Annotated in this window: 19 protein-coding genes; 13 read left to right on the forward strand and 6 right to left on the reverse strand. The window is 69.5% G+C overall.

Annotated features, from left to right (window positions below):
• Positions 1–12 precede the first annotated feature (12 nt).
• The 12 genes from HQN78_RS25800 to HQN78_RS06510 all read left to right on the forward strand — a co-directional run bounded on the left by HQN78_RS25800 (position 13) and on the right by HQN78_RS06510 (position 18,687).
• The gene (locus tag HQN78_RS25800; RefSeq protein WP_370646604.1) at positions 13–1,971 is read left to right on the forward strand and encodes an AAA family ATPase; all 1,959 of its coding nucleotides are present in this window, start codon (positions 13–15) and stop codon (positions 1,969–1,971) included.
• Positions 1,962–4,373: a type VI secretion system Vgr family protein gene (locus HQN78_RS06455; protein WP_235088611.1), complete on the forward strand. Its 2,412-nt coding sequence runs from the start codon at positions 1,962–1,964 to the stop codon at positions 4,371–4,373. Before HQN78_RS25800 ends, HQN78_RS06455 begins: the two co-directional genes overlap by 10 nt.
• A gap of 15 nt (positions 4,374–4,388) precedes the next feature.
• Positions 4,389–6,824, forward strand: coding sequence for a type VI secretion system Vgr family protein (locus HQN78_RS06460; protein WP_235088620.1), 2,436 nt, complete (start codon positions 4,389–4,391; stop codon positions 6,822–6,824).
• The gene (locus HQN78_RS06465) at positions 6,824–9,040 is read left to right on the forward strand and encodes a DUF2169 domain-containing protein (protein ID WP_227108456.1); all 2,217 of its coding nucleotides are present in this window, start codon (positions 6,824–6,826) and stop codon (positions 9,038–9,040) included. The genes HQN78_RS06460 and HQN78_RS06465 overlap by 1 nt, the downstream gene beginning before the upstream one ends.
• The gene (locus tag HQN78_RS06470) at positions 9,037–10,116 is read left to right on the forward strand and encodes a pentapeptide repeat-containing protein (RefSeq protein ID WP_235088622.1); all 1,080 of its coding nucleotides are present in this window, start codon (positions 9,037–9,039) and stop codon (positions 10,114–10,116) included. The genes HQN78_RS06465 and HQN78_RS06470 overlap by 4 nt, the downstream gene beginning before the upstream one ends.
• A gap of 8 nt (positions 10,117–10,124) precedes the next feature.
• Positions 10,125–10,712, forward strand: a complete 588-nt coding sequence (locus HQN78_RS06475) for a DUF3540 domain-containing protein (protein WP_235088623.1) — start codon at positions 10,125–10,127, stop codon at positions 10,710–10,712.
• Positions 10,713–10,723: 11 nt separating this feature from the next.
• Positions 10,724–11,110 carry a DUF4150 domain-containing protein gene (locus HQN78_RS06480; RefSeq protein ID WP_043593253.1) on the forward strand — a complete coding sequence of 129 codons (387 nt, stop codon included), beginning with the start codon at positions 10,724–10,726 and terminating at the stop codon, positions 11,108–11,110.
• Complete coding sequence (locus HQN78_RS06485) at positions 11,110–11,709, forward strand: type VI secretion lipoprotein TssJ (RefSeq protein WP_107800057.1); 600 nt, start codon at positions 11,110–11,112, stop codon at positions 11,707–11,709. Before HQN78_RS06480 ends, HQN78_RS06485 begins: the two co-directional genes overlap by 1 nt.
• On the forward strand, positions 11,706–13,067 hold the full coding sequence (gene tssK / locus HQN78_RS06490) for a type VI secretion system baseplate subunit TssK (protein ID WP_235088624.1): 1,362 nt from the start codon (positions 11,706–11,708) through the stop codon (positions 13,065–13,067). Before HQN78_RS06485 ends, tssK begins: the two co-directional genes overlap by 4 nt.
• An 80-nt stretch (positions 13,068–13,147) precedes the next feature.
• A complete protein-coding gene (icmH, locus tag HQN78_RS25685) occupies positions 13,148–14,773 on the forward strand; it encodes a type IVB secretion system protein IcmH/DotU (RefSeq protein ID WP_304502842.1) in 1,626 nt (541 codons plus the stop codon).
• Complete coding sequence (tssM, locus tag HQN78_RS06505; RefSeq protein ID WP_235088625.1) at positions 14,770–18,225, forward strand: type VI secretion system membrane subunit TssM; 3,456 nt, start codon at positions 14,770–14,772, stop codon at positions 18,223–18,225. Before icmH ends, tssM begins: the two co-directional genes overlap by 4 nt.
• Positions 18,226–18,309: 84 nt before the next feature.
• Complete coding sequence (locus tag HQN78_RS06510; RefSeq protein WP_199225904.1) at positions 18,310–18,687, forward strand: DUF6277 family protein; 378 nt, start codon at positions 18,310–18,312, stop codon at positions 18,685–18,687.
• A gap of 53 nt (positions 18,688–18,740) precedes the next feature.
• On the opposite strand, the gene antC is transcribed toward HQN78_RS06510, so the two are convergent.
• From antC to HQN78_RS06540, 6 genes are all read right to left on the reverse strand, one after another.
• Positions 18,741–19,763, reverse strand: coding sequence for an anthranilate 1,2-dioxygenase electron transfer component AntC (gene antC / locus HQN78_RS06515; protein WP_235088626.1), 1,023 nt, complete (start codon positions 19,761–19,763; stop codon positions 18,741–18,743).
• 16 nt (positions 19,764–19,779) lie between these two features.
• The gene (antB, locus tag HQN78_RS06520) at positions 19,780–20,271 is read right to left on the reverse strand and encodes an anthranilate 1,2-dioxygenase small subunit (protein ID WP_227108449.1); all 492 of its coding nucleotides are present in this window, start codon (positions 20,269–20,271) and stop codon (positions 19,780–19,782) included.
• A complete protein-coding gene (gene antA, locus HQN78_RS06525) occupies positions 20,268–21,662 on the reverse strand; it encodes an anthranilate 1,2-dioxygenase large subunit (protein WP_231461658.1) in 1,395 nt (464 codons plus the stop codon). Before antA ends, antB begins: the two co-directional genes overlap by 4 nt.
• Positions 21,663–21,753: 91 nt before the next feature.
• Positions 21,754–22,665 (reverse strand): catechol 1,2-dioxygenase, encoded by a 912-nt coding sequence (catA, locus tag HQN78_RS06530; protein WP_235088627.1) that lies wholly within the window; start codon positions 22,663–22,665, stop codon positions 21,754–21,756.
• 78 nt (positions 22,666–22,743) lie between these two features.
• Complete coding sequence (gene catC / locus HQN78_RS06535; RefSeq protein WP_107800049.1) at positions 22,744–23,034, reverse strand: muconolactone Delta-isomerase; 291 nt, start codon at positions 23,032–23,034, stop codon at positions 22,744–22,746.
• A 25-nt stretch (positions 23,035–23,059) separates the two neighbouring features.
• Complete coding sequence (locus HQN78_RS06540; protein ID WP_256477411.1) at positions 23,060–24,211, reverse strand: muconate/chloromuconate family cycloisomerase; 1,152 nt, start codon at positions 24,209–24,211, stop codon at positions 23,060–23,062.
• 93 nt (positions 24,212–24,304) lie between these two features.
• Here HQN78_RS06540 and HQN78_RS06545 point away from each other — a divergent pair, with 93 nt between their 5' ends.
• The gene (locus tag HQN78_RS06545; protein ID WP_235088629.1) at positions 24,305–25,204 is read left to right on the forward strand and encodes a LysR family transcriptional regulator; all 900 of its coding nucleotides are present in this window, start codon (positions 24,305–24,307) and stop codon (positions 25,202–25,204) included.
• The last annotated feature ends 28 nt before the right edge of the window (positions 25,205–25,232 follow it).

Here is a 25,232-nt window from a genome sequence, read left to right on the forward strand (position 1 = left end):
AATCCCATCCTGGTGGGCGAGGCCGGCGTCGGCAAAACCGCGGTGGCGGAGGCGCTGGCCCAGCGCATCCATCGCGGCGAAGTGCCGCCGGGCCTGCGCGGCGCGCAGATATGGGCCTTGGACGTGGCCAGGCTGCAGGCCGGCGCCGGCGCGCGCGGCGAGTTCGAACAGCGGCTGCGCTCGGTGATAGACGCGGTGATCGCCGCGCCGGCGCCCGTCATCCTGTTCTGCGACGAAACCCACACCCTGATCGGCGCCGGCGGCAACGCCGGCACCGGCGACGCCGCCAATCTGATCAAACCGATGCTGGCGCGCGGCCAGCTGCGCATGGTGGCCGCCACCACCTGGTCGGAATACAAGCAGTTCATCGAGCCGGACGCCGCCTTGGTGCGCCGCTTCCAGACCGTGGCCGTGGACGAGCCCGACGACGACACCGCGGTGGACATGCTGCGCATGATCGCGCCGCGCTTCGCCGGCCATCACGGCGTGCGCATCGTCGACGCCGCCTTGCGCGCCGCGGTGACGCTGTCGCGCCGCTATCTGCCGTCGCGGCAGCTGCCGGACAAGGCCATCGGCCTGCTGGACACCGCTTGCGCGCGGGTGGCGATGAGCCAGAGCTGCCAGCCGGCGGCGCTGGACCGGCTGCGCCATCACGCGATGACGCTGGAGCAGGCGCTGAGCTGGCGCGCCAGCGACGCGCGGCTGGGCCTGGCCGCGCCGGCGGACGGCGCGGAACTGGAAAGGGAGCGCGAGGAAACCGCCGCGCGCGCCGACGCGCTGGACGCGGCCCTGAGCGAGCAGCGCGCCGAGGTGGGCGCCTGGCTGGAGGATCTGGAAACGGGCGGCGCCGATCCGGAGCGGGCCGAGGCCCTGAGCGGGGCCGAACGGCTGGTGCGGCCGTGGGTGGACGCGCAGGCCATCGCCGAAGTGCTGTCGGAATGGACCCAGGTGCCGGTCACCCAGATGGCTCAGGACGAGGCGCGGCGGCTGATGGCGCTGCGCGAAGGGCTGAACCAGCGCATCCAGGGCCAGGAAAGCGGGCTGGACGCCATCGTGGAGGCGCTGCAAGTGGCGCACTCCGGCCTGGGCGATCCGCGGCGGCCGATGGCGGTGATGCTGCTGGCCGGCCCCACCGGCACCGGCAAGAGCCAGACCGCGGCCGAGCTGGCGCAGGCGCTGTTCGGCGGCGAACGCAATCTCTTGCGCTTCAATATGAACGAATTCCAGGAAGCCCACACCGTGTCCACGCTGAAGGGCGCGCCGCCGGGCTATGTCGGCTACGGCCGAGGCGGCCGCCTGACCGAGGCGGTGCGCAAAAAACCTTACAGCGTGCTCTTGCTGGACGAGTTCGACCGCGCCCATCCGGACGTGCACGAAATGTTCTACCAGGTGTTCGATCAGGGCTGGATGGAGGACGGCGAGGGGCGGCACATCAATTTCCGCAACTGCCTGATCCTGCTGACCAGCAATCTGGGCGACGCCGAGATCGAGGCCGCCTGCGCCGCCGAGCCCGAAGTCTCTCAGTCCCGGCTGGACGCGCTGGCGCGCGAACGCTTGCAGCGCCGTTTCGCGCCGGCTTTGCTGGCGCGGATGCGGGTGGTGGCCTTCCGGCCGCTGGGCGAGCCGGCGCTGGCCGGCATCGCGCGCCAGGCCCTGGACGACATCGGCCAGCGTTTGAGCGCCAACGGCCTGGACTGGCGCGCCGACGCCGAGGCCGCGGACTGGATCGCCCGAGCGGTGGCCAGGCACCCGGCCAGCGGCCGCGCGGTGGGCGATCTATTGCGCCAGCGGGTGATGCCGGCCATCGCCCGCGGCGTACTGGAAGCGCGCGCCGCCGACCGCGCCCTGCACAGCGTGCGCCTGAGCGCCGCCGAAAAACTGGAACTGATTTTCGACGACGGGGAGGGCGTGCCGCTGCCGCCGGCCGCGCCGGCCGAATCCGCCGCCCCGGGAGAAACCGCATGCGTTTGATCGAATTGCACAGCCTCTTGCTGGACGCGGACAGCGTCGCGTTGAGCTTCAAGGCGGACGAACGCCTGTCGCAGGAACCCAGTTACCAGCTCGACATCGCCTGCGCCGATCCGGCGCTGGACCTGGACGGGCTGCTCGGCTCGCGGCTGACGGTGGACATCGACCTGGGCGACGAGGGCGTCCGGCCTTTCCACTGCCAGGTGCTGGGCGGCTACGACAGCGGCCAGACCCAGGACAGCTACACCTACACGCTGGAGTTGGGCAGCTGGCTGTCCTTCCTGGCGGAGAACCAGAACTGCCGCGTGTTCCAGCAGCTGACGGTGCCGCAGATCGTCGAGCAGGTCTTCGGCGAGCATCAGCGGCCGGACTTCCGTTTCGAGCTGGAACACGCTTACGAGCCGCGCGAATACTGCGTGCAGTTCCTGGAGACCGACCTCAACTTCGTCAAGCGGCTGCTGGAGGACGAGGGCATTTACTTCTGGATCGAGCACCAGCCGGAGCGTCATGTGGTGGTGCTGTCCGACACCCAGCGCTTCGACGATCTGACCGCCGGCTACGGCCTGCTGCGCTTCCTGCCGGACGGCGACGAATTCCGTCCGGTGCCGGGCCGCGAAGGGGTGCAGCGGCTGCAACGCGGGCGGCGGGTGCGGCCGACCAATGTCGCGCTGCGCGATTTCGACTACCACGCGCCGTCCAACCGGCTGGACAGCGACGCCCAGGAGGTGCAAGCCAGCCTGGACGGCATCCGGCTGGAGCATTACGACTACGGCGCCGGCTATAGCGATCAGGCCGGCGGCGACCGGCTGGCGCGGCTGCGGCTGGAGGCCTTGCAGGCGGATTCCCACCAGCTCACCGGCACCGCCAACGCCCGCGGCCTGGCCACCGGCGGCGCCTTCACGCTGGACGGCCACCCGGACGCGGCGCGCAACCGTCGCTACTACGTGACCGCCAGCCAGCTGACTTTCTTGCAGGACGGGCCGGACAGCAGCGGCCAGGGCCGCAATGTGATGGCCGTGTTCCGGGCGATGACGGACGACCGTCCGTTCCGCCCGCTGCGGCTGACGGCCAAGCCCATCCTGCCCGGCATCCAGAGCGCCACCGTGGTGGGGCCGGTGGACGCGGAAGTGCATACCGACAAGCTGGGCCGCATCCGCGTGCACTTCCACTGGGACCGTTACAAGACCCAGGAAGAAGACGCCTCGTGCTGGATCCGGGTGTCGCAAGCCTGGGCCGGCAAGGGCTGGGGCGTGCTGGCCATGCCGCGGGTGGGCCAGGAGGTGCTGGTCACCTATGTGGACGGCGATCTGGACCGGCCGATGATCACCGGCATTGTCTACAACGGCGACAATCCGACGCCTTACGACCTGCCGAAAGACATCCGCTACACCGGTCTGGTCACGCGCTCCTTGAAGCAGGGCCGTTACAGCAACGCCAGTCAGATCACCTTCGACGACCAGCGCGGCGCGGAGCGGGTGATGGTGCACGCCGAGCGGGACATGCAGCAGACCACCGAGCGCAACAGCTCGGAGGCGGTGGGCCAGGACAAGAACACCTCGGTCAAGGGCACCTCCACCTCGGTCACCGGCGCCTCGATCAGCTACACCGGGGTGTCGGTGTCCTTCACCGGCCTGTCGGTCAGCTTCACCGGGGTATCCACCAGCTTCACCGGCCTGTCCACCAGTTTCACCGGGGTGTCCACCAGCTTTACCGGCGTCTCCACCGGCTTCACCGGGGTGTCCACCGGTTTTACCGGCGTGTCCACCAGCTTCACCGGCATTTCCACCGGTTTCACCGGGGTGTCCACCAGCTTTACCGGCGTGTCCACCAGCCTGACCGGCACCAGCACCTCGGTGACCGGCACCTCGCAGAGCATGACCGGCATTTCCACCTCGATGACCGGCACCAGCGTGTCGGCCACCGGCATGTCGCAGAGCATGACCGGGGTGTCCTCCTCTTATACCGGCACCTCCACCAGCGTCACCGGGACCAGCACCTCGGTCACCGGCACCTCCAAGAGCGTGACCGGCACCTCGATGTCGGACACCGGCTCGTCCACCAGCATCACCGGCACTTCGATGTCCACCACCGGTTCGTCCACCAGCGTCACCGGCACCTCGATGTCCACCACCGGCTCGTCCGCCAGCGTCACCGGTTGCTCGGTGTCCACCACCGGCGCTTCCGCCAGTGTCACCGGCTCGTCGGTCTCGGTCACCGGCTCGTCCACCGGGGTCACCGGCTCCAGCATGTCCACCACCGGTTCCTCGGTCAGCAGCACCGGTTCCAGCGTGTCCAGCACCGGCTCCAGCTGCTCCACCACCGGGGTCAGCTATTCCTACACCGGCGCGTCCTATTCGGACACCGGCGTGGATTTGAAGAAGCTGGGCATGCAGGTGAAAAGCTGATGACGCGGCGCAGGCTTGGACACGGGAAAGGAGAGCGGAGATGCGCTTGATCGAACTGCACAGCCCTTGCTGGACGCGGACAGCGTCGCGTTGAGCTTCAAGGCGGACGAACGCCTGTCGCAGGAGCCCAGTTACCAGCTCGACATCGCCTGCGCCGACCCGGCGCTGGACCTGGACGGGCTGCTCGGCTCGCGGCTGACGGTGGACATCGACCTGGGCGACGAGGGCGTCCGGCCTTTCCATTGCCAGGTGCTGGGCGGCTACGACAGCGGCCAGACCCAGGACAGCTACACCTACACGCTGGAGCTGGGCAGCTGGCTGTCCTTCCTGGCGGAGAACCAGAACTGCCGCGTGTTCCAGCAGCTGACGGTGCCGCAGATCGTCGAGCAGGTCTTCGGCGAGCATCAGCGGCCGGACTTCCGTTTCGAGCTGGAGCACGCTTACGAGCCGCGAGAATACTGCGTGCAGTTCCTGGAGACCGACCTCAACTTCGTCAAGCGGCTGCTGGAGGACGAGGGCATTTACTTCTGGATCGAGCACCAGCCGGAGCGTCATGTGGTGGTGCTGTCCGACACCCAGCGTTTCGACGATCTGGCCGCCGGCTACGGCCTGCTGCGTTTCCTGCCGGACGGCGACGAATTCCGTCCGGTGCCGGGCCGCGAAGGCGTGCAGCGGCTGCAACGCGGGCGGCGGGTACGGCCGACCAATGTCGCGCTGCGCGATTTCGACTACCACGCGCCGTCCAACCGGCTGGACAGCGACGCCCAGGAGGCGCAAGCCAGCCTGGACGGCATCCGGCTGGAGCATTACGACTACGGCGCCGGCTATAGCGATCAGGCCGGCGGCGACCGGCTGGCGCGGCTGCGGCTGGAGGCCTTGCAGGCGGATTCCCACCAGCTCACCGGCACCGCCAACGCCCGCGGCCTGGCCACCGGCGGCGCCTTCAAGCTGGACGGCCACCCGGACGCGGCGCGCAACCGCCGCTACTACGTGACCGCCAGCCAGCTGACTTTCTTGCAGGACGGGCCGGACAGCAGCGGCCAGGGCCGCAATGTGATGGCCGTGTTCCGGGCGATGGCGGACGACCGTCCGTTCCGGCCGCTGCGGCTGACGGCCAAGCCCATCCTGCCCGGCATCCAGAGCGCCACCGTGGTGGGGCCGGTGAACGCGGAAGTGCATACCGATAAGCTGGGCCGCATCCGCGTGCACTTCCACTGGGACCGTTACAAGACCCAGGAAGAAGACGCCTCGTGCTGGATCCGGGTGTCGCAAGCCTGGGCCGGCAAGGGCTGGGGCGTGCTGGCCATGCCGCGGGTGGGCCAGGAGGTGCTGGTCACCTATGTGGACGGCGATCTGGACCGGCCGATGATCACCGGCATTGTCTACAACGGCGACAATCCGACGCCTTACGACCTGCCGAAAGACATCCGCTACACCGGTCTGGTCACGCGCTCCTTGAAGCAGGGCCGTTACAGCAACGCCAGTCAGATCACCTTCGACGACCAGCGCGGCGCGGAGCGGGTGATGGTGCACGCCGAGCGGGACATGCAGCAGACCACCGAGCGCAACAGCTCGGAGGCGGTGGGCCAGGACCAGAACATCGATGTGAAAGGCACGTCGACCTCGGTCACCGGCGCGTCGATCAAGTTCACCGGGGTGTCGGTGTCCTTCACCGGCCTGTCGGTCAGCTTCACCGGGGTATCCACCAGCTTCACCGGCCTGTCCACCAGTTTCACCGGGGCGTCCACCAGCTTCACCGGCGTCTCCACCGGCTTTACCGGGGTGTCCACCGGTTTTACCGGCGTCTCCACCAGCTTCACCGGCATTTCCACCGGTTTCACCGGGGTGTCCACCGGTTTTACCGGCGTGTCCACCAGCCTGACCGGCACGCGCACCTCGGTGACCGGCACCTCGCAGGGCATGACCGGCATTTCCACCTCGATGACCGGCACCAGCGTGTCGGCCACCGGCATGTCGCAGAGCATGACCGGGGTGTCGTCCTCTTATACCGGCACCTCCACCAGCGTCACCGGCAGCAAGATGTCGGTGACCGGCACCTCCAAGAGCGTGACCGGCACCTCGATGTCGGACACCGGTTCCTCGGTCAGCATCACCGGCACCTCGATGTCCACCACCGGCTCGTCCACCAGCGTGACCGGCAGCAAGATGTCCACCACCGGGTCCGACGTCGGCGTCACCGGCTGTTCGGTGTCCACCACCGGCGCTTCGGTCAAGTTGGTGGGCAGCGATACCTCGATGACGGGTTCCGAGACCAAGGCGGTGGGCAGCAAGATGTCCACCACCGGTTCCAGCATCAGTTCGGTGGGGTCTGAGGTCAGCAGCACCGGCTTCAGCAACTCCACCACCGGTTTCAAATACTCCTACACCGGCGCGTCCTACTCGGACACCGGCGTGGATCTGAAAAAAGTCGGCATGGAGGTCAAAAGCTGATGCCCTTGCGTCATATCAAACCCCAGGCGGCGCTCGTGTCCTCGTCGCGCACCCAGATCGGCGCTCAAGCCATGTTGCGCGTCGGCGTCGGCGTCGGCTTCCGCCTGAGCGATCCCTTCATCCTGGCGCACGAGGCCGCGTGCTGGGAGGCGATCAAGGCCGCGGAGCCGGCGCTGCCGCTGTTCGAGCCGGCCATGCCCAAGCTGCGCGCCGAATGGCTGTTGCTGGGCAGCGCGCATTATCGCGGCCCGGCGGCCGGCGCCGGCGCGCTGGACTGGCTGGCCGAGGCCGAGCTGGGCGGCGTGCGCAAGATCGCGAGTTGCCGGGCGCGGCCGCGCGTGGACGGCGGCCGCGCCGAGGCCAGCCTGGCGCTGGACCCGCGTCAGGCCGCCGCCGGCCTGCAGGGCGAAAACCCTTTCGGCCAACGCCACGCGGCCCCGCCCTTGCAACGGGTCCGCGGCCTGAGCGTGAGCCCGGCGCCGCTGGCGGCGATGGGGCCGCTGGGCAGCGACTGGCCGGAACGCCGCCAATGGCAGCCGCGCTTCGCCGGCTCGCCGCAGGCAATGGCGGAGGACGGCAGCCATATGGGCTGGCCGGCGGCCACCGATCTGCGCTTCTTCCAGCAGGCGGCGCCGGACCAATGGTCGGAGCAAGCTTGCTGGCCGGCGCAAGCGCCGTACGCGCTCAGCGGTTTTCGCGGCGGCGAGCTTCAGGGCCGCTTGCCGGCCCTGCGGCCGCTGCTGCTGGCCGGGCGCGGCGACGGCCCGCTGGACGAGCGCCCGGAACTGAGGCTGCAAACCGTATGGCTGCTGCCGGACGCGGATCTGGGGGTGATGTGGTGGAACGGCTTCCTGCCGCTGGATTACGTGCTGGACGACAGCGTCGGCCGGCTGGCGCTGGGCTTCAAGGACGCCGCCGAGCCGGAGCGGCCGGCGGAGCTTGCCGCCTTCGCCGAGCGCCGCGCGCGGCTGGACGACCAGGACCCGCTCTTGCTGGCCGATCACGCGCTGATGCCGGATCCCGCGCGCGGCTGGGTCTGGGAACAGATCCTGGACTCCGCCGACCATCCGCGCTTCGCGCCGCCGCCGCGCGATCGCGCCGAGATCCGCGCGCGGCTGGAACAGAACCGCGAGGATTTGCGCGAGGCGCAGGCGGCGCAAAGCCGGCTGCAGTCCTTTGTCCGCGCCAATGAAAACGCCTTGGCCGGCCTGCCGCAGGCGGCGGCCGACGAGGAAGACTGGCGCGCGCGGCTGCAAAGCGAGCGCGGCCCCTGGAGCGAGCTGACCATACGCGACGCCGATCTGAGCGGCCTGGTCATCGACGGCCGCGAACTGAACCAGGTCCGCTTCGAACGCTGCAAGCTGGATCACGGCCGCTGGCGGCAATGCCGGCTGGAGCAGGTGCAGTTCGTCGATTGCTCGCTGGCCGGCGCCGTGCTGGAAGCGGTGCGCTGGAGCGGCGGCGGCTTGAACCGCTGCAATCTGGGCGCCAGCGTCTGGAACGGCGTGGAGCTGGCGCAGCTGGGCATAGAGGATTGCCGGCTGGACGACATCGCGGTCAACGGCGGCGCCTGGCGCGCGGTCACCGTGCAGGGCGAGGGCGGCGCCGGCGGCCGGATCGGCCAGCTGCGCTGGGATCAGGTCAATTGGTGCCGGGTGCGCGCCGAGGACTGGCGCTTCACCGGACTGCAGGCCGACGGCCTGGGACTGGTGGAATGCCAGCTGCCGCGCAGCGGCTGGCGGCAATGCCGGCTGCTGAAGTTCAGCGCGCTGGACACCGATTTGTCCGCCAGCGTCTGGCAGCGCTGCCAGCAACGCTTCGGCGTGGTGTCGCACGGCAGCTCGCTGCGCCAGGCGCGGCTGGAAGACTGCGAACTGCTGTCGTGCAGCTGGCAGGAACTGGACGCGGCGCAGCTGCGGATGGAGCACTGCGCCTGCCCGCAGCTGCACGCTCAGCGGCTGCGGGCGCCGGATTCGCTGTGGCGGGGCTGCGCGCTGGACGGCCTCAACGCCACCCACGCCGATCTGACGCGCGCCCGCTTCGAGGCCTGCGCCTTGAAGGACGCGCTGTTCTACGGCGCAAGCCTGGAGGACAGCCGGATGGAGGGCTGCAATCTGATCGACGCCAAAACCGCCTGGATGCGGCCGCCGTCCGGCGGCGGCTGGAGAGGCAATCTGGAAACCGGACGCCAGGACTGGCCGAGGAGGGCGCCATGAGCGCGGCGGGAGAGGAGGTCTTGCGGGAGCTGGCCGGACAGTTGCCGGCGGTGGTGGAGGGGCTGCGTTTCGACGCGCCGCCGGCGGCGACGCTGAACCGCGCCGTCTACATCGACTGCCGTTTCGAAGGCGTTCACTGGCAGCGGTGCCGCTTCGAGGAGGTCCGCTTCGTCAACTGCCGTTTCGAGGCCAACCGTTTCGAACGCTGCGTCTGGCGCGAGCTGGGCTGCGCCGACAGCCAGTTCATCGACTGCGTTTGGGACGAATGCGAGCTGGAACGGGTGGGCTGGCAGCGGGTGAGCGCGTCCGGGGCCCAATGGCGCGGCGGGCGGCAGCGCGACTTTTCCTGCGTGGAGCTGGACGCGGCCGATTGGCGGCTGAGCGATGTGCGCAGCGCGCACGGCTCCTTCGTCGATTGCCGGCTGCGCGAGTGGCAGTTGCAGGGCGGGCGCTGGTCGGACAGCGCCTGGATCCGCAATCAGCTGGACGGTTTCAGCGTGGAAGGCGCGGAGCTGCGCAACTTCATCCACGGCCAGAGCCGGGCGCGGCGCGTGGCGCTGAGCGCCTGCCGGGGCCTGAACGCGCGCTGGATAGATTGCGAGCTGGAGCATATGGCGCTGGACCACTGCGAGCTGCGCCAGGCGGCCTGGTCGCACAGCGTCTGGAACGGCGGCGCCATCCGCGCCAGCCGTCTTGCCGGCGCCAGTTTCGACCAGGCCCGGCTGCGGCGGGTGCAAGCGCGCGAGGCCGATCTGGAGCAGGCCCTGTTCGACGGCGCGCGGCTGGAGGACTGCGCCTTCGAGCAATTGAGCGCGCCGCGGCTGTCGCTGCGGCAGGCGCGGCTGGAACAGGTCAATCTGTCCGGCGCCAATTTGCGCGGGCTGGACGCCAGCGGCGCCGCGCTGCAGTCGGTGAAGCTGTCCGGCTGCGATTGCCGCGGCGGCAGGCTGATAGGCCAGCCGCGCGGCGCATGGAGCGCGGCGGACACCGCCGGCGCGCTGTTCGACGATAGCAAACTTGAGCAAGACCGGGCCTGGCGGCAACAGGCGCAGCCCGGACCTAGAGGAGCCGCATGATGACATGGATGCAAGAGAGCGCCCTGGCCTGGGCTGAAACCCCGGCCGAATCCGATCCGGTGCTGCGCGCGCTGCGCGTGGCCGCGCCGACGCCGCGCCCCAGCCAGGAATGGCTGCCGGCGCGGGTGTGCGCCCAAGGCGAGGGAGACGGCGAATGGCTGGTCCGGCTGCCGACCGGCGCGCTGCGCCAGGCGCGCGCCGCCTTCAGCTGCCTGGTGAGGCCGCAGCGCGGCGATCTGGTGCAATTGGCTGCGTCGGAAGAGGGGTGCTGGGTGCTGGCCGTGCTGGAGCGCCCGCAGCCGGGCGGCGTCTGCCGGCTGGAACTGGGCGCGGCCAGCGTGCAGCTGCACGCCGCCGAGCTGCATCTGTGCGCCGACGGCGAACTGAGCCTGAACGGCCGGCAGCTCAACAGCCGCGCCCAGGCCATCGCCACCGCGGCACAGGAGCGGCAGACCCATATCGGCGGCACCGACGCCGCGCACTGCGGCAGCCTGCTGCTGCACGCGGACCGCCACATGGGGCTGCACGCCAAGAGCACGGCGCTGAGTTCGGCTTCGCTGTTGAAGCTGGACGCCGGCCAGATTCACGTAGCTTGAGGAGAATCGCGATGTTCGCCAATTGTTCCGCGGGCGGCATGGCCCTGGCGGCCTCCGACGTCTGCAAGACCCCGCCGCTGGGGATTCCGTCCACCTACGCCAATATCGCCAACAAGCCGGAGGCGGTGCCCAATGTGCCGACCATCATTTACGCCGGCGGCCCGGTGCACAACCTCAACACCATCATCCCGATGACCCACGGCGACGAGGGCGGTTCGATGGGCGGCGTGGCTTCCGGCACCGTGGCGGCGTTGTCCCGCCACGTGACCGGCTCCGGCAAGGTGCTGATCCAGGGCGCGCCGCAGACGCGGCTGACCGACACCAATCTGCCCAATAACCAGAACACCGCCGGGCAGACGGTGGCTCCTTCTCAGACCATCACCATGACCTTGAGCTAATGACCTCCTTCTCCTTTGTCCGGCGCGCGCTGCTGCTGTGCGCGCTGGCCGGCCTGGCGGGCTGCTCCTCGCTGTTCTCCTCGCGGAGCGACGAGGGGCCGCGCCAGCTGCACGTCACCCTGGTGGGCGGCGGCCAGCTGAACAACAGCGGCGGCGGCCCGCGGCCGGTGCAGGTCTGCCTGTACGTGGTGCGGGAGGCCAACTGGCTGCCGCCGGCCGGGCTGGAGGATTCCAGCTGCGCCCAGCGCGGCCGCGAAGTGGCGGCCGAATCCCGCCACGTGGTGGCGCCCAATCAGGTGCAGCAAGTGCTGCTGCCGGCCTCCGGCTCGGACCCGGTCTGGCTGCTGGCGGACGCGGACTTCGCCAGCAAGCCGCCCGGCTACGCGCCGCTGCGCATCCGGGTGGACGGCCGCCAGCTGATCCATCTGGCGGTGCTGCTGGAGCGCAGCCGCATCGTCGACGCGCTGCGGCCCGCCCCCTTGCCGGCGGACGCCTCCGCGGCGGCGCCCGCCGCGTCGCCGCCGCCGGCCAAGCCCGGCCGCAAGCCTTGGCGCAAAACGCGCAAGGCGCCCATCGCCCATCTGGAGGAAAGCCCATGAGCGCTTTGCCGGTAGGACCCGTCGCCTGGAGCGACGGCATGTTGATAGAAACCCAGCATTTTCAGCAGCAGGAACGCCATCTGGCCCATCAGTTCGGCCTGCGGATGCGCCAGACCTCCAACCACGGCTGGGGCTTTTTCCGGCTGGACGTGGACAGCGACGGCCTGGGCCTGGGCCGGCTGGGCCTGCGCGCCGCCGAAGGCGTGCTGCCGGACGGCACCCCGTTCGCGCTGCCGGCGCACGACCCCTTGCCGGCGCCGCTGGACACCTCGGAGGCCCAGGCCGGCGACATCGCCTGCCTGGCTTTGCCGGCCGCCGGCTGCGGCGGCCCGGAAATGGCCTTCGGCGACGCGCCGGCCGCCGCGCGCTACCACGCCGCCGCCACCGAAGTGCCCGACCTCAGCGTGGGCCTGGACGCGCCGGGCTCGCCGCGGCGGCTGACGCTGGAAACCGGCCGCATGATGACGCGGCTGTGCTGGCAATCGCAATTGCGCGCCGATGAAACCGCCTTGCCCTTCGCCCGGGTGGCCGGGCGCAGCAGCGCGCTGACCCTGCTGCTGGACCCGCGCTTCATCCCGCCGCTGCTGGACAGCCGCGCCCACCAGACGCTGCGCGCGCTGATCGAGGAATTGCAAAGCACGCTGCAAGTGCGGCTGGCCGGCAGCGCCGGCTTGCGCCTGCTGTCCGCCGGCGGCGGCCTGGCCGATCTGGTGGAGCTGATGCTGCGCCAGGGCATCGCCGAATACCGGATGCGGCTGGCCCACCTGGACGCCTTCGACCCGCTGCCGCCGGCCTTGTTGTTCCAGGAGCTGATCGGCCTGTTGGGCCGCCTCAGCGTGCTGCCCGGCGTGGACGAGGCCCTGGCCGAGCGGCAGTTCGTCTATCAGCACAACGACCTGCAAGCCGGGTTCGAGCCGCTGGCCGCCACCTTGCGCTACGCGCTGGCCAGGGTGATCGAAACCCCGGTGCTGCCGCTGAAGTTCGAGGACCGCGGCGACCAGGTCCACGTCTGCGTGGTGGACCGCCAGTGGAAGCTGCAGAAGATGGTGTTCGCCTTCTCCGCGGCGATGCCGGCGGACAAGCTGCGCCAATTGCTGCCGCAGCAGGCCAAGCTGGGCGCGGTGGAGCAGATCCAGAAACTGGTGGACCTGCAATTGCCGGGCGCGCGCCTGATCCCCGCGCCCAATCCGCCGCGCCAGGTGCCGTACTACGCGCAGAGCGTGTATTTCGAAGTGGAATCCAGCGACCCGTTCTGGGCGCAGGCCTTCGCCGGCTCGGCGCTGGCGCTGCGCATCGTCGGGGACTTCCAGGACTTGAGGTTTGAGGCTTGGGGGTTGCGCGAAGGCAAGGTTGCTTAGAACCAGTTTGCAGCCTGCAGCGCGTGCTCGCGGGACCGTAAAACAGGTTCAAAACCCAATAGCCGAAAGAGTGAACCTAAATGAATCTGCTGCATAATTTTTCCTCCATCTTTCGCCGGGCCTCCACCGCGCACCTGAACAGCGGCATGCTGGAAGGCGCGATGCGCAGCCGGCTGGAAAACCTGCCGCTGCTGATGCCGGGCCAGCAAGTGTCCACGCTGGACGCCCAGCCGGAGCCTGAGACGCTGGACGCCTTGCCGCTGGCGCTGCCGCCCGCCGCGCCGCCGACGGCGGGCGCGGGCAGGGCGCAGGCCGAGCCCGACGACGCGCCGGTGATCTATCAGCGCTCCGGCGCGCGCGGCGGCCTGCTCAAGGCCGGCCTGCAACAGGCGCAATGGGACAATCCCTTCATCTCCCACGCCTTGCCGGCGGTGCTGCAATTGCAGCGGCTGCAAGGCGGCGCGGCGGAGAGCCAGGCGCAGATCCGCGCCCAGCTGGGCCTGGAACTCAAGCTCTACCGCGAACGCCTGGCGGCCTCCGGCTGCGAGTGGCAACAGGCCCAGGACGCTTCCTACCTGCTGTGCACCTATCTGGACGAGGTCTGCAACGACGCGGCGCGCGGCGCCGGCCAGCAGCCCTACGACGGCGAGCGCAGCCTGCTGGTGGAGTTCCACGACGACGCCTGGGGCGGGGAAGACGCCTTCGCCGACCTGCAGCGCTGGCTGCGCCACGAGCCGTCGCCCACCCCCTTGCTGGAGCTGTACGAACTGGTGCTGGCCCTGGGCTGGCAAGGCCGTTACCGGGTGCTGGATCGCGGCGAGGCGCTGCTGCAGGACTTGCGCTCGCAGCTGCACGCGGCGATCTGGCGTCAGCGGGAGCCGGAGCCGCTGGGCGCGGAATTGATCGCGCCGCCGCCCCCGCCGCCGCCGCCGGAACCCGAAGCCCCGCCGCGCCAGCGCTGGCTGACCCCGCTGCGCGGCGGCGCCATCGCGCTGGGCGTGGTGGCGCTGGCCTACGGCGCGGCCAATATCAGCCTGGACCTGCTGGGCCGGCCGATACGCGAAGCGCTGGCAGCCTGGACCCCGCCCTTGCGCAGCATCAATCTGGCCACCACTTTGCCGCCGCCGCTGCCGCAGCTGCTGTCCGAAGGCTGGCTGGTGGCCTATAAGCATCCGCAAGGCTGGCTGCTGGTCTTCCGCAGCGATGGCGCCTTCGACGTGGGCAAGGCCGAGGTGAGGGCTTCCTTCCAGAAAAACATCGAACGGCTGGGCCAGGCTTTCGCGCCGTGGCCGGGCGATCTGGAGGTGATAGGCCATACCGACCGCCAGCCGATCCAGACCAGCGCCTTCCCCAGCAATCAGCGCCTGTCCGAGGCGCGCGCTCGCTCGGTGGCGGACACTCTGCGCCAGACCGCGATTCCCGGCGGCGCGCAAGCGCCCGACAACGCGGTGGCGCGGCGCATCGATTCCTCCGGCCGCGGCGACAGCGCGCCGCTGGACGCGGCGCAAACGCCGGCCGCCTATGAGCGCAACCGTCGCGTCGACGTGTTGTGGAAAGTGGCGGACGCGGCCAAGGGCGCGGCGGCCGCCGTCCCGTCGCCCGGTCAAAACGCTCAGACGCCGGCCCCGCTGGCGCTGGCCCCGGGCGTCGGCATCGCCAACGGCCCCAGCCCGCTGGAGCCCGGCTATAAGGAGCAACAACCATGATCCGGCAAAGCATGCGCGTCTTGATCGCGCTTTTGATCGCGCTGGCGATCTGGTGGATAGGCCCGCTGATCTCCATCGGCGTCTACCGGCCGCTGGGCTGGGCCTTGCTGCGGCACATCCTGGTGGCGGCGGCGCTGATCTGGGGATTTTGGCCGCTGCTGAGCTGGCTGTGGGGCCGGCTGACCGCCGCGCCGCGCGCCTTCCGACGCGCGCCCAAACCCGCGCCGGAACCGGAGCCGGACCCCGGCCCGCCGGACTATATCAGCGACACCTTGCAGCAACTGGAACGCCAGCTGAGCCGCCGCGGCGGCGCGCCGCTGCCGTGCTATCTGCTCTTGGGCGCCGCCGGCAGCGGCAAAAGCAGCCTGCTGTCCTGGACGCTGCGCGACGGCGCGGCGCCGGCGACGGCGATAGGGCAGGGCCTGGGCCTGGATTTCCGCCTGTCTTCGGACGCGGTGTGGCTGGACACCCAGGGCCAGTGGAATGTCGGCGAAGGCTACGATCAGGAAGCCTCCGCCGCCTGGGACAAGCTGCTGGCCGGCTTGGCGGCCCTGCGCGATAAGGTCAGCGTCAGCGGCGTGGTGCTGTGCGTGGGCGGCGACGATTTGATTTCCATGGCGTCCAAACGCCGTCAGCAAATGGCCGCCACCTTGCGCCAGCGCCTGCTCAAGCTGCGCGACGGCCTGGGCCGCACCCCCAATGTTTACCTGGCCCTGACCGGGGCGGACCGGCTGGACGGCGCGCTGGCGATGCTGAACCAGATGCGGCCGGAGCGTTGGGCGCGCGGCATCGGCTTCCCGCTGCCGCTGGAAGCCGGCGCGGACGCCGCCGGCGCCTGGGCGCCGGCCTTGCACAGCCTGGAGCAAAGAGTGCAGCGCCAGGTGCAGTTCGCCGCGCCCCTGGCCGGCGAGGTGGAGGCCAACCACGCCCAACTGCGCTTCGTGGAGGCGCTGGGCCGGCTGCGCCAGGCCTTGCAGGGCCTGCTGCCGCCGCTGTTCGCCCGCGACGGCGACGAGGACGCGGCTCATCTGCGCGGCCTGTGGCTGGGCTCGGTGGCGGAAGTGGCCGACATCGAAATCGACGGACCGGAACCGGCGACGCGGCCGCTGGGCGAGCTGTGGACGCCCTTGCTGCGCCAGGTGGCGGTGGAACGGCAGTTGATGGAGCAGAACCTGAGCGCGGCCGAACGCCAGGCGCGGGAACGGCCGGCCCCGCCCGCGCCGCCCTCGCGCAAGCGCCGCTTGCTGAACGCGCTGCGCTGGGCGGCCTTGCCGGCCTTGGCGCTGGGCCTGCTGGTCTGGGTGGCCTGGGGCTATTTCGCCGAGCGCAACTATCTGGAATACGTCTGGGCCCAGTTCAGCGAGGGCAAGACGCTGGCGCGGGAACAGGCCGGCAGCGCGCCCAGCGCCGGATCGCCGCTGCTGGCGGTGGCCGCGCAGATGCGTTACGCCCAGGCTCAGGCGGAAAGCGCCGAGCGCGGGATGAGAACCCCGTATTTCGAGCACCGCCGCGTGGCCGAAACCGCCACCGCCACCTATCACCGCCATCTGCAGAAAACGCTGATGCCGGAGCTGTACAACGAGGTGAAGCGCACCTTGCTGGCGCAGACCGAGGGCAGCCCCGGCGACATCTTCCTGACGCTCAAGGTTTACTTGATGCTGTGCCGGCCGCAATACCGCTCCGCCGACGCGGTGGAGCGCTGGATCGCCGGCCGCTGGGAGGCGTTGTCCGAAGGCCAGTACAACGACGAGGACCGGCGCATGCTGATCGCCGACGCGCGCGCGCTGATCGCGCTGCCCGGCCTGCCGGCGGCGCCGGAGGACGCCAATCTGGTGCAGACGGCCCGCGCCCGCGCCTCGCAGATTCCGGTGGTGACCCGGGTGCTCAACCATGTGCGGGAGCAGGGCCTGCCGGCGCAGATTCAGGACATCTCGCTGGCGCGCGCGGCCGGCTTCGGCTCCGCGATGAGCTTGCGCATGCGCAACAACGTGCCGGACACCGACAGCGCCGTTTCCGGCTGGTACACCCGCGCCGGCTATGTCGACGCCTTCCTGCCGCGGCTGGAGACCAGCGCCCGCGCCATGCTGGAGGAGCAGAGCTGGGTGCTGCGCAACGAACCGCTGCGCGGCAACGGCTTTGAAATCGACAGCCTGGTGCAGAAGCTGGCCGACAGCGCCCGCAACCAGTATCTGCAGGACTACATCACCGCCTGGCAAAGCTTTCTGGCCAATGTCAGCGTGCGCTCCGTCACCGGCCTCGACGACGCCGCTCAACTGGCGGCGTCGATGATGAACTCGCAGTCCCCGCTGGCCAATCTGCTGCGCTTCGCCGGACGCGAAACCATGCTGACCGGCAACTACGACGGCGGCATGGACAGCTGGATAGACCGCCAGAAGGCGCGGCTGGAGAAAAGCCGCCGCTCGCTGGTGGGCGAGATCAACGGCGAGCGCTACCGGACCACCTTGCTGCCGGAACACGCGGTGGAGGAGCACTTCCAGTCCTTGCGCCAGATCGCCAAGCAATTGGAGAGGAACGACAACAGCGGCAGCAATCCGCTGGCGCGGCTGTTCGATTCGCTGTACCGCCAGCTGGGCCTGGTCAACGGCGCGCTGCAAACCGGCCAGGTGCTGCCGGCGCAATACGATGTGTTCACCAAGCTGCGCGGCGACGCCGGCCTGCAGCCGGAACCGGTGCGCGGCATCATGCTGGACCTGATCAACAACGGCAGCGCCGCCACCTCCAGCCAGACCCAGGCGGTGCTGAACAAGGGGGCGGCCGGCGCCACCCGCAGCGCCTGCGACCAGGGCCTGACCGGACGCTATCCCTTCCGCCGCGGCGCCGGCGCGGACGCCAGCGTGGAAGGCTTTGAGCGGCTGTTCGCGCCGCAGGGCGCGATGGCGGTGTATTTCCGCGAGCATCTGGCCGCCTATGTCGACACCTCGGTCACGCCGTGGAAGGCGCGCAGCGTGGACGGCGGCAAGCAGGCGCTGCTGAGCCCGGACGTGATAGGCGCTTACGAGAGCGCCAGCCGCATCCGCGACGCGATGCTGGACGACGGCGGACGCTTGCGCGTGCCCACGGTCTTGCGCTTCCTGGACATGGACCCGCAATTGGCCGAGGTGCAACTGGATCTGGCCGGCCAGACCCTGCGCTTCGCCCACGGCGCCACCACGCCGCAGCGCATCGACTGGAACGGCCAGAGCCAGAAGCTGGCGATACGGCTGCAGATGAAGTCGGTGGACGGCCGGGTCAACACCCTGCAATACGACGGGCCGTGGGCGCTGTTCCGCTTCTTCGACGCCGGCCGCGGCGTGGGCGGGACCGCGGACCGCCGCGAGCGTCTGTACCAGGGCAGCCTGGGTTCGGTGCGCATCGAGTGGCAGTCGCTGTCCTCGCCGTCGCCGCTGTGGTCCGGGCTGATCCAGTCCTTCCGTTGTCCGCAAGGCGGCTGACAACGGCTCCGGGGCCGGCGCGGCCGGTCCCGGGCAGCATTGCCGCCGTTTGCTTCATTCCATGACCCACTGAAAGGAAACACCATGACCAAGGCCGCAGAAAACATGATCAACCCGGCGGAAATCCTCAAGGCGTGCAGCGCCGCCCACCAGTACGGCCAGAGCGCCGGCGGCTCCATGGCGGAGCCGTTCATGAACTCGGTGCCGGGCATGTCCACCGCCTCCGGCAGCAACGCCAGCAATATGATAGGCAATGTGCAGGACGTAGGCCGTCAGATGCTGGATCACATGACGGCGATCAAGTCCGCGGTGGACAAGCAGGTGGCGGTGCACCAGGACCAGCAGCGCCGGCAGAAGACTTACGACTTCCAGCCGGACATGTCCGACCTGCGCCCCAGCGACGCCAAGGGCTTCCCCACGGAAATGCCGGAAGCCTTCTTCGCGCCCTTCATGAAGAAATAGGCGGGACGGGCGGGAGCCCGGGGCGCATCCCCGTCCCGGGCCCTGGCCGCCGTTCAGCCGCCGCTGTCGGCGAACTTCTCCAGATAGAGCTTGAGGCGCTCGCAGCCGTGACGGCGCAGCCAGTCGCGCATCGCGTCCACCATCGGCGGCGGGCCGCAGAGATAGATGTCGGCGGCCCGCGCGCGCAGCGCGTCCGCGTCCAGATGATCCGGGATCAGCCCGCGCTTGCCGCTCCAATTCTCTCCCGGCGCCGTCACCACCGGGTGCCAGACAAAGCCGGGCAGCCGTTCGGCCAGGCCGCGCAAGCGCGGCAGCTCGCACAGATCGCCTTCGCGGTTGACGCCGTAGTACAGCGTCACCGGCTGGCCGCAGCCGCCTTGTTCCGCCAATTGATCCAGCATGCCGAGAAAGGCGGACAGGCCGGTGCCGCCGGCCAGCATCAGCACCGGCTTGTCGATGTGGCGCAGATAGAAGCTGCCCAGCGGCGCCTCCAGCTCGATGCGGTCGCCGGTCCGCCAGCCGTCGCGCAGATAATTGCTCATCGCGCCGTCCGGCAGCAGCCGCACCAGAAAGCGTAGCTGCTTGTCCGCGCCGGGGGCGTGGGCGAAGGAGTAGGCGCGCCACTGCTCGCCGCCGGGCACGCGCAGCCTGGCGTACTGGCCGGGCAGGAAGGACAGCGCGCCTGCTGCGGCGGAGGCGTCCAGGCACAGCACGGCGCAGCTGTCCGACACCGGCTCCACCCGGCTGACCACGGCGCTGAGACGGGCGGCCGGCGCGCCGCGGCACAGGCTGGAGTCGAAGTCGAAGGAAAAGGCCGCGTCCGACAGCACCCGGGTCTGGCAGGACAGCACGCTGCGTTCTGCCAACTCCTCCGCGGACAGCGCCTCGGGGTCGACATAGTCCTGGCTGTAGTCGCCGCGGTCGCAGCGGCCGCGGCAGGTGGCGCACACGCCCTCGCGGCAGTCCATCGGGATCTTGATGCCCTGGCGCAGCGCGGCGTCCAGCAGCAATTCCCCCGGCCGCGTTTCCAGAAATAGCGTTCTGCCATCGAGAAAATTCAAAGCCACTTGATGCATATCGGCGCTTTCCGATTCAAAGATGGTAGAAGTCCAACACCGCGTTGACGGTATCGTTCAGCAAGAGCACATGCTGACGCCGGATCAGCCAGCCGTCGCCGTTTCGCGCCAGCGTGTACGCGGCGCGGCCGTAAAAATAGCGGGTCTCGCCAAAGCGGGTGTAGAAGGTGGCCCAGTTGACGCGCGCCTCCACCAGCCCGTCCGCGCCGCGTTCCACGCGGAGATTGGCCAACTGGTGCAAGGTGCGCGGCATCGGGTTGCAGGCGGCGGATTTGCCGGTGCGGATGCGGAATACCCGGTCTTCCAGGCCGGCGCGGCTGGCGTAGTAGATCAGCGACATCTCGCGCTTGGGGTCGGTGGTGTACACATGCTCGGCGTCCCATTGCGGCACGTGGTATTCGCAGTCCGGCGCGTAATCGGCCAGGTAGGCGTCCCAGTCCTGGCTGTCGCAGCGCTCGGCGTGGCGGTAGAGAAACTGCTCCACCTGATAATGCAGTTCGATATTCATTGCTCGGCCTCCTCGGCGGCGGCGCGCCGCTCCAGCCCTTGCAGCAGGCATTGCCGCCAGGCGCTGTGCTGGTTGACGTACAGGCCCTCATGGGTGATTTCGGTCCCGGTCAGGCAGGGGCGGATGCCCAGGGTCAGGCTATTGGGCGTGGCGCCGGTCTGCCAGCGCGGGTGGCCGCGCGAGATGTCGCTCCAGCGCTCCAGCCGCCCCTGGAAGCCGCGCTGGGCCTCGCGGAACTCGGTCAGATCGTCCGGCGTGCCCATGCCGGACACATTGAAGAAGTCCTCGAACTGGCGGATGCGGTTTTCGCGGTCGGCGGCGGATTCGCCCTTGACGCCCAGGCATTGGCTTTGCACCAGGGTCTTGTTCCAGGCCAGCGGGCGGATGATGCGCAGCTGGGAGCTGATCTGGTCCATGAAGAACAGGCTGGGGTAGATGTTGAGATTGCGCAGCCGGTGCATCATCCATTCCGCCTTGGCCTGGCCGTGTTCGGCCACCAGCCGCGGCATGATGCCGGCGTAGCCGGGCCGCACCGCGGGGTTGGGCATGTCGCTGAACAACAGACTGTGGCCGTTGGGGAAGGAGAACCAGCCGTCGTCGGTGGCGGCATCGCCGGCGCCCAGCTTGCTGTAGTCCAGCGTGGCGGCCTGCGCCTCGCCTTGTTGGCGGCTGACTTCCTGGCGGTGCTGCACCGTGGCCACGTAGTTGTAATGCACGGTGCTGACGTGGTAGCCGTCCAGGCCGTTTTCGTTTTGCAGCTTCCAGTTGCCGTCGTAGGTGTAGCTGGATTTGCCGGGCAGCACTTCCAGCTCGCCGCTGGGGGATTGCGCCACCATCATGTCGAAAAAGACCTTGGCGTCGCCCAGATAGTCTTCCAGCGCGTCCGCGCCGTCCGCGTCCAGGCTGACGAAGACGAAGCCCTTGTAGCTGGCGACGCGCGCCTGTTTCAGCGATCGGCCGGCCTTGTCGAAGTCCGCCGGGTATTCGCCCGGGGCCTTGACCTTGAGCAGGCGGCCGTCGTTCTTGTAGCACCAGGCGTGGAAGGGGCAGGTGAAGGTGGATTGATTGCCCTTGCACTGGCGCACCAGGGTGGCGCCGCGGTGCTGGCAGGCGTTGACCAGCGCGTGCAGGCCGCCGTTGGCGTCGCGGCTGACGATCAGCGGCTGGCGGCCGGCCTGCAGGGTGATGAAGTCGTTGGGCTCGGCGATTTCGCTTTCGTGACAGGCGTAGATCCAGACTTTCTCGAAGATCAGCTCCATCTCCAGCTCGAACAGCTGAGCGTCGGTGAACATGTCGCGGGCGATGCGGTAGACGCCGTCGTCCGGGCGGAAGTCCAGGCAGCCGCCGACGAAGCTGCGCCATTGCGCCGTGGTGCGGAAGGTTGTGCTCATCGTAATGTCCTTGAACAGGTTCTGCGTTCCGGCGGGCCCGCCGCGCCGGGCGGCGGGCCGCGGTTTCAATCAGTCCATCAGCCTTGGTCCATCAGGCCTGGGCGCGGGCGCGGCTGACCTCGGTGGAGGGGGCCGGAGCCGCTTCGCGGTGCAGGGTGAAGTTGAACTCGATGCGGGCGAAAGGCTTGCCCACGCCGCTCTGGCGCAGTTCTTCCGGTGCGCTGACGCGCTGGACGTCCGGCACCAGCCCGTCGCGCGTGCCGAAGGCGAAGTCGTCCCACAGATGCGGATCGTCCTGGATGTTGATCTGGGTGGTCAGCTTGCGGAAGCCCGGCGCGGACACGAAGAAATGCACGTGGGCCGGACGGTGGCCGTGACGGCCCAGCTGCCGCAGCAGACGGTCGGTGGCGCCGCCCGGCGGCACGCTGTAGCCACAGGGCATGATGCTGCGGAAGCGGTAGCGGCCTTGCTCGTCGGCGCGGATGCCGCGGCGCAGATTGAAATCGCTCTGGGTTTTATCAAAGTAGGAGTAATTGCCCTGGCTGTTGGCGTGCCATACCTCCACCAGCGCGTGCGGCACCGGCCGGCCGGCGTCGTCCCGCACCTGGCCGCGCATGAACAAGGGCTCGCCGTCGTCCTTGCCGTCGTCCAGCCGCGCCTCGCATTCGCACAGCGGCGCGCCGGCCACGTAGAGCGGCCCCTCTATGGTGCGCGGCGTGCCGCCGAGCAGGCCGGCCTTGCGTTCGGCCTCGTCGGCGCGCAGGTCCAGGAAGTGTTCCAGCCCGAGCCCGGGCACGATCAGGCCCAGCTCGCCGCTGCGGCCGGCGTCGGCCAACAGCTCCACCGCGCTCCAGAACTCCGACGGCTGGATGTCGAAGTCCTCGATCGCGTAGCACAGCTCGCGCATCAAGCGGTTGACGATGGCGCGGGTGCGCGGATTGGCCTGCTCGGTGGCGGTTTGGTCGAAGCGTTGCAGCAGGGCGTCGATTTCGGCGCGTTCCATGGTGTTTCTCCTTTGTTGACGGGCGGGGCGGGGGTCTTGTGTTTTGCCGCCGCCGCAGTGGACCGCTAAAGCGGGCGCCTAGCGGTCGTCGGCGTGGATGCTGGACGGATGCCGGTTCAAGGGCCTGACCTCGATGCGCATGAAGGGAAACAGCGGCAGGCTGGACAGCAATTGGTGCAGTTCTTCGGCGTCGGCGACGTCGAATACGCTGATGTTGGCGTACTGGCCGCTGAGCCTCCATAGATGGCGCCATTGGCCGCTGCGTTGCAGCGCTTGCGCGCGTTCGCGCTCGTCCAGCTTCAAGGCCGCCGCCCGTTCCGGGTCCAGGTCGTGCGGCAGTTGTACTTGCATTTCCACATGAAACAGCATGGTGGTCTCCTTGGGAGGTCGGGTATCAGACCGCGTGCAGGCGCGGCGCGGTCCGGTCGCGGCGCAGGGCCGCCAGCTTGTCCGGGTCCGGGCGCACGCCCAGGCCGGGGCCGGACGGCAGTTGCAGTTCGAAATCGCGGTAGCAGAGCGGCTCGCTCAGCAATTCCTCGGTCAGCAGCAGCGGGCCGAACAGCTCGCTGCCCCAGTCCAGCCGTTCGAAGGTGGAGAACAACTGGGCCGAGGCGATGGTGCCGATGCCGCCTTCCAGCATGGTGCCGCCGTAGAGGCCCAGGCCGTTGACGGCGGCGATCTCGGCCACCTGGCGCGCGGCGAACAGGCCGCCGGACTGCGCTATCTTCACCGCGAACACGTCGGCGGCGTCCCGGCGCGCCAGTTGATTGGCGTCCGCCGGGCCGTGCAGGGATTCGTCCGCCATGATGGGCACCTCGAAGCGCCGCGCCAGCCGGGCCAGCGCCGCCGGGTGTTCGCGCGGTACCGGCTGTTCGATCAGCTCCACGCCGCCGTCCTGCAGCCGGGCGATGGCGCGCTCGGCCTGCATCTCGCTCCAGGCCTGGTTGACGTCGACGCGCACGCCGGCGCGGCCGTCCAGCGCGCGGCGTATCGCCAGCACATGGGCAACGTCGTCTTCCGGCGCGCGCAAGCCTATCTTCAGCTTGAACGCGCGGTGGCGGCGCCGCTCCAGCATGGCCTCGGCCTCGGCGATGTCGCGGCCGGTGTCGCCGCTGGCCAGGGTCCAGGCCACCGGCAGGCTGTCGCGCACCCGGCCGCCCAGCAGCTCGCTCAGCGGCACTTCCAGCCGCCGCGCCTGGATGTCCAGCAAGGCGGTTTCCAGCGCGCACTTGGCGAAGCGGTTGCCGCGGGCGCCGCGGCGCAGCTTGCCCAGCAGGCGGCCGAAGTCGCGGGCGTCCTCGCCCAGCAGCAGCGGCGCCAGGTAACAGTCGATATTGGTCTTGACGCTTTCCGGGCTTTCTTCGCCGTATTGCAGCCCGCCTATGGTGGTGGCCTCGCCCCAGCCTTCTTGTCCGTCGCGGCAGCGGATGCGGACCAGGGCCAGCGTCTGGCCGCGCAGGGTGGCCACCGACAGCTGGTGCGGGCGGATGGTGGGCAGATCGACCAGAATGGTCTCCACCGTGTCTATCGCGGTATCAGGTATCAAGATTGCGCTCCCGTGGTTTCGGATATCATGCAAGCCTGTGGAACCGCGGGTCCAACACCGTTTTCGTCTGCTTCCATACCTGTGAGGTATTGAATGGAATTGCGCCATCTGCGCTACTTCGTCGCCGTCGCCGAAGAGCTCAACTTCACCCGCGCGGCGGAACGGCTGCACATTGCCCAGCCGCCGCTAAGCCGGCAGATCCAGCAACTGGAGGAGGAACTGGGCCTATTGCTGCTGGACCGCGGCGCGCGGCCCTTGCAACTGACCGAGGCCGGCCGCTTCTTCTACGCCCAGGCGCGCAATCTGCTGGCCCAGGCCCAGGGCATGCGCGCGATGACGCGCAAGATCGCGCTGGCGCGCCGGCAGCTGGTGATAGGGTATGTCGGCTCCACCTTGTACCGGCCCTTGCCGGAAGTGATACGCCGCTTCCGCGCCATCCATGTCGACACTGAGCTGTCTCTGCTGGAAATGACGTCCTTGGAGCAGGTGGAGGCCCTGAAGGCCGGCCGCATCGATGTGGGCTTCGGCCGGCTCTTGTTCGACGACCCGGCTGTGGAGCGCGAAGTGCTGGCCGAGGAGCCCTTGTGGCTGGCCTTGCCGCTGGAGCACCCGCTGGCGCGGCGCGAAGGGCCCTTGCGCCTGCGCGACGCGGCGGAGGAGACCGTGCTGATCTATCCGCGCCAGCCGCGGCCCAGCTACGCCGACCAGGTGCTGGCCGCTTTCCGCCAGCGCGCGCTGGAGCCGGCTTACGCGCTGGAAGTGAGAGAATTGCAAACCGCGCTGGGCCTGGTGGCCGCCGGCATGGGGGTGTGCGTGGTGCCGGCCAGCGTGCTGAGGCTGCGCCGCGACGACGTGGTGTACCGGCCGCTGACGGACGAAGGCCTGGCCTCGCCGCTGATCATGAGCGCGCGGCGCGGGGACCGCTCCGAGGAGCTGGCCCTGATCCGGCGTTTATTGCGCGAGCTGCTGCCGCGCGAGGAGGCGGAGGAGTAGGGCAGGCCGCCATCGCCGCAAGGGCGGG

This window comes from Chromobacterium sp. Beijing (assembly GCF_021496765.1).
Lineage (GTDB): Bacteria > Pseudomonadota > Gammaproteobacteria > Burkholderiales > Chromobacteriaceae > Chromobacterium.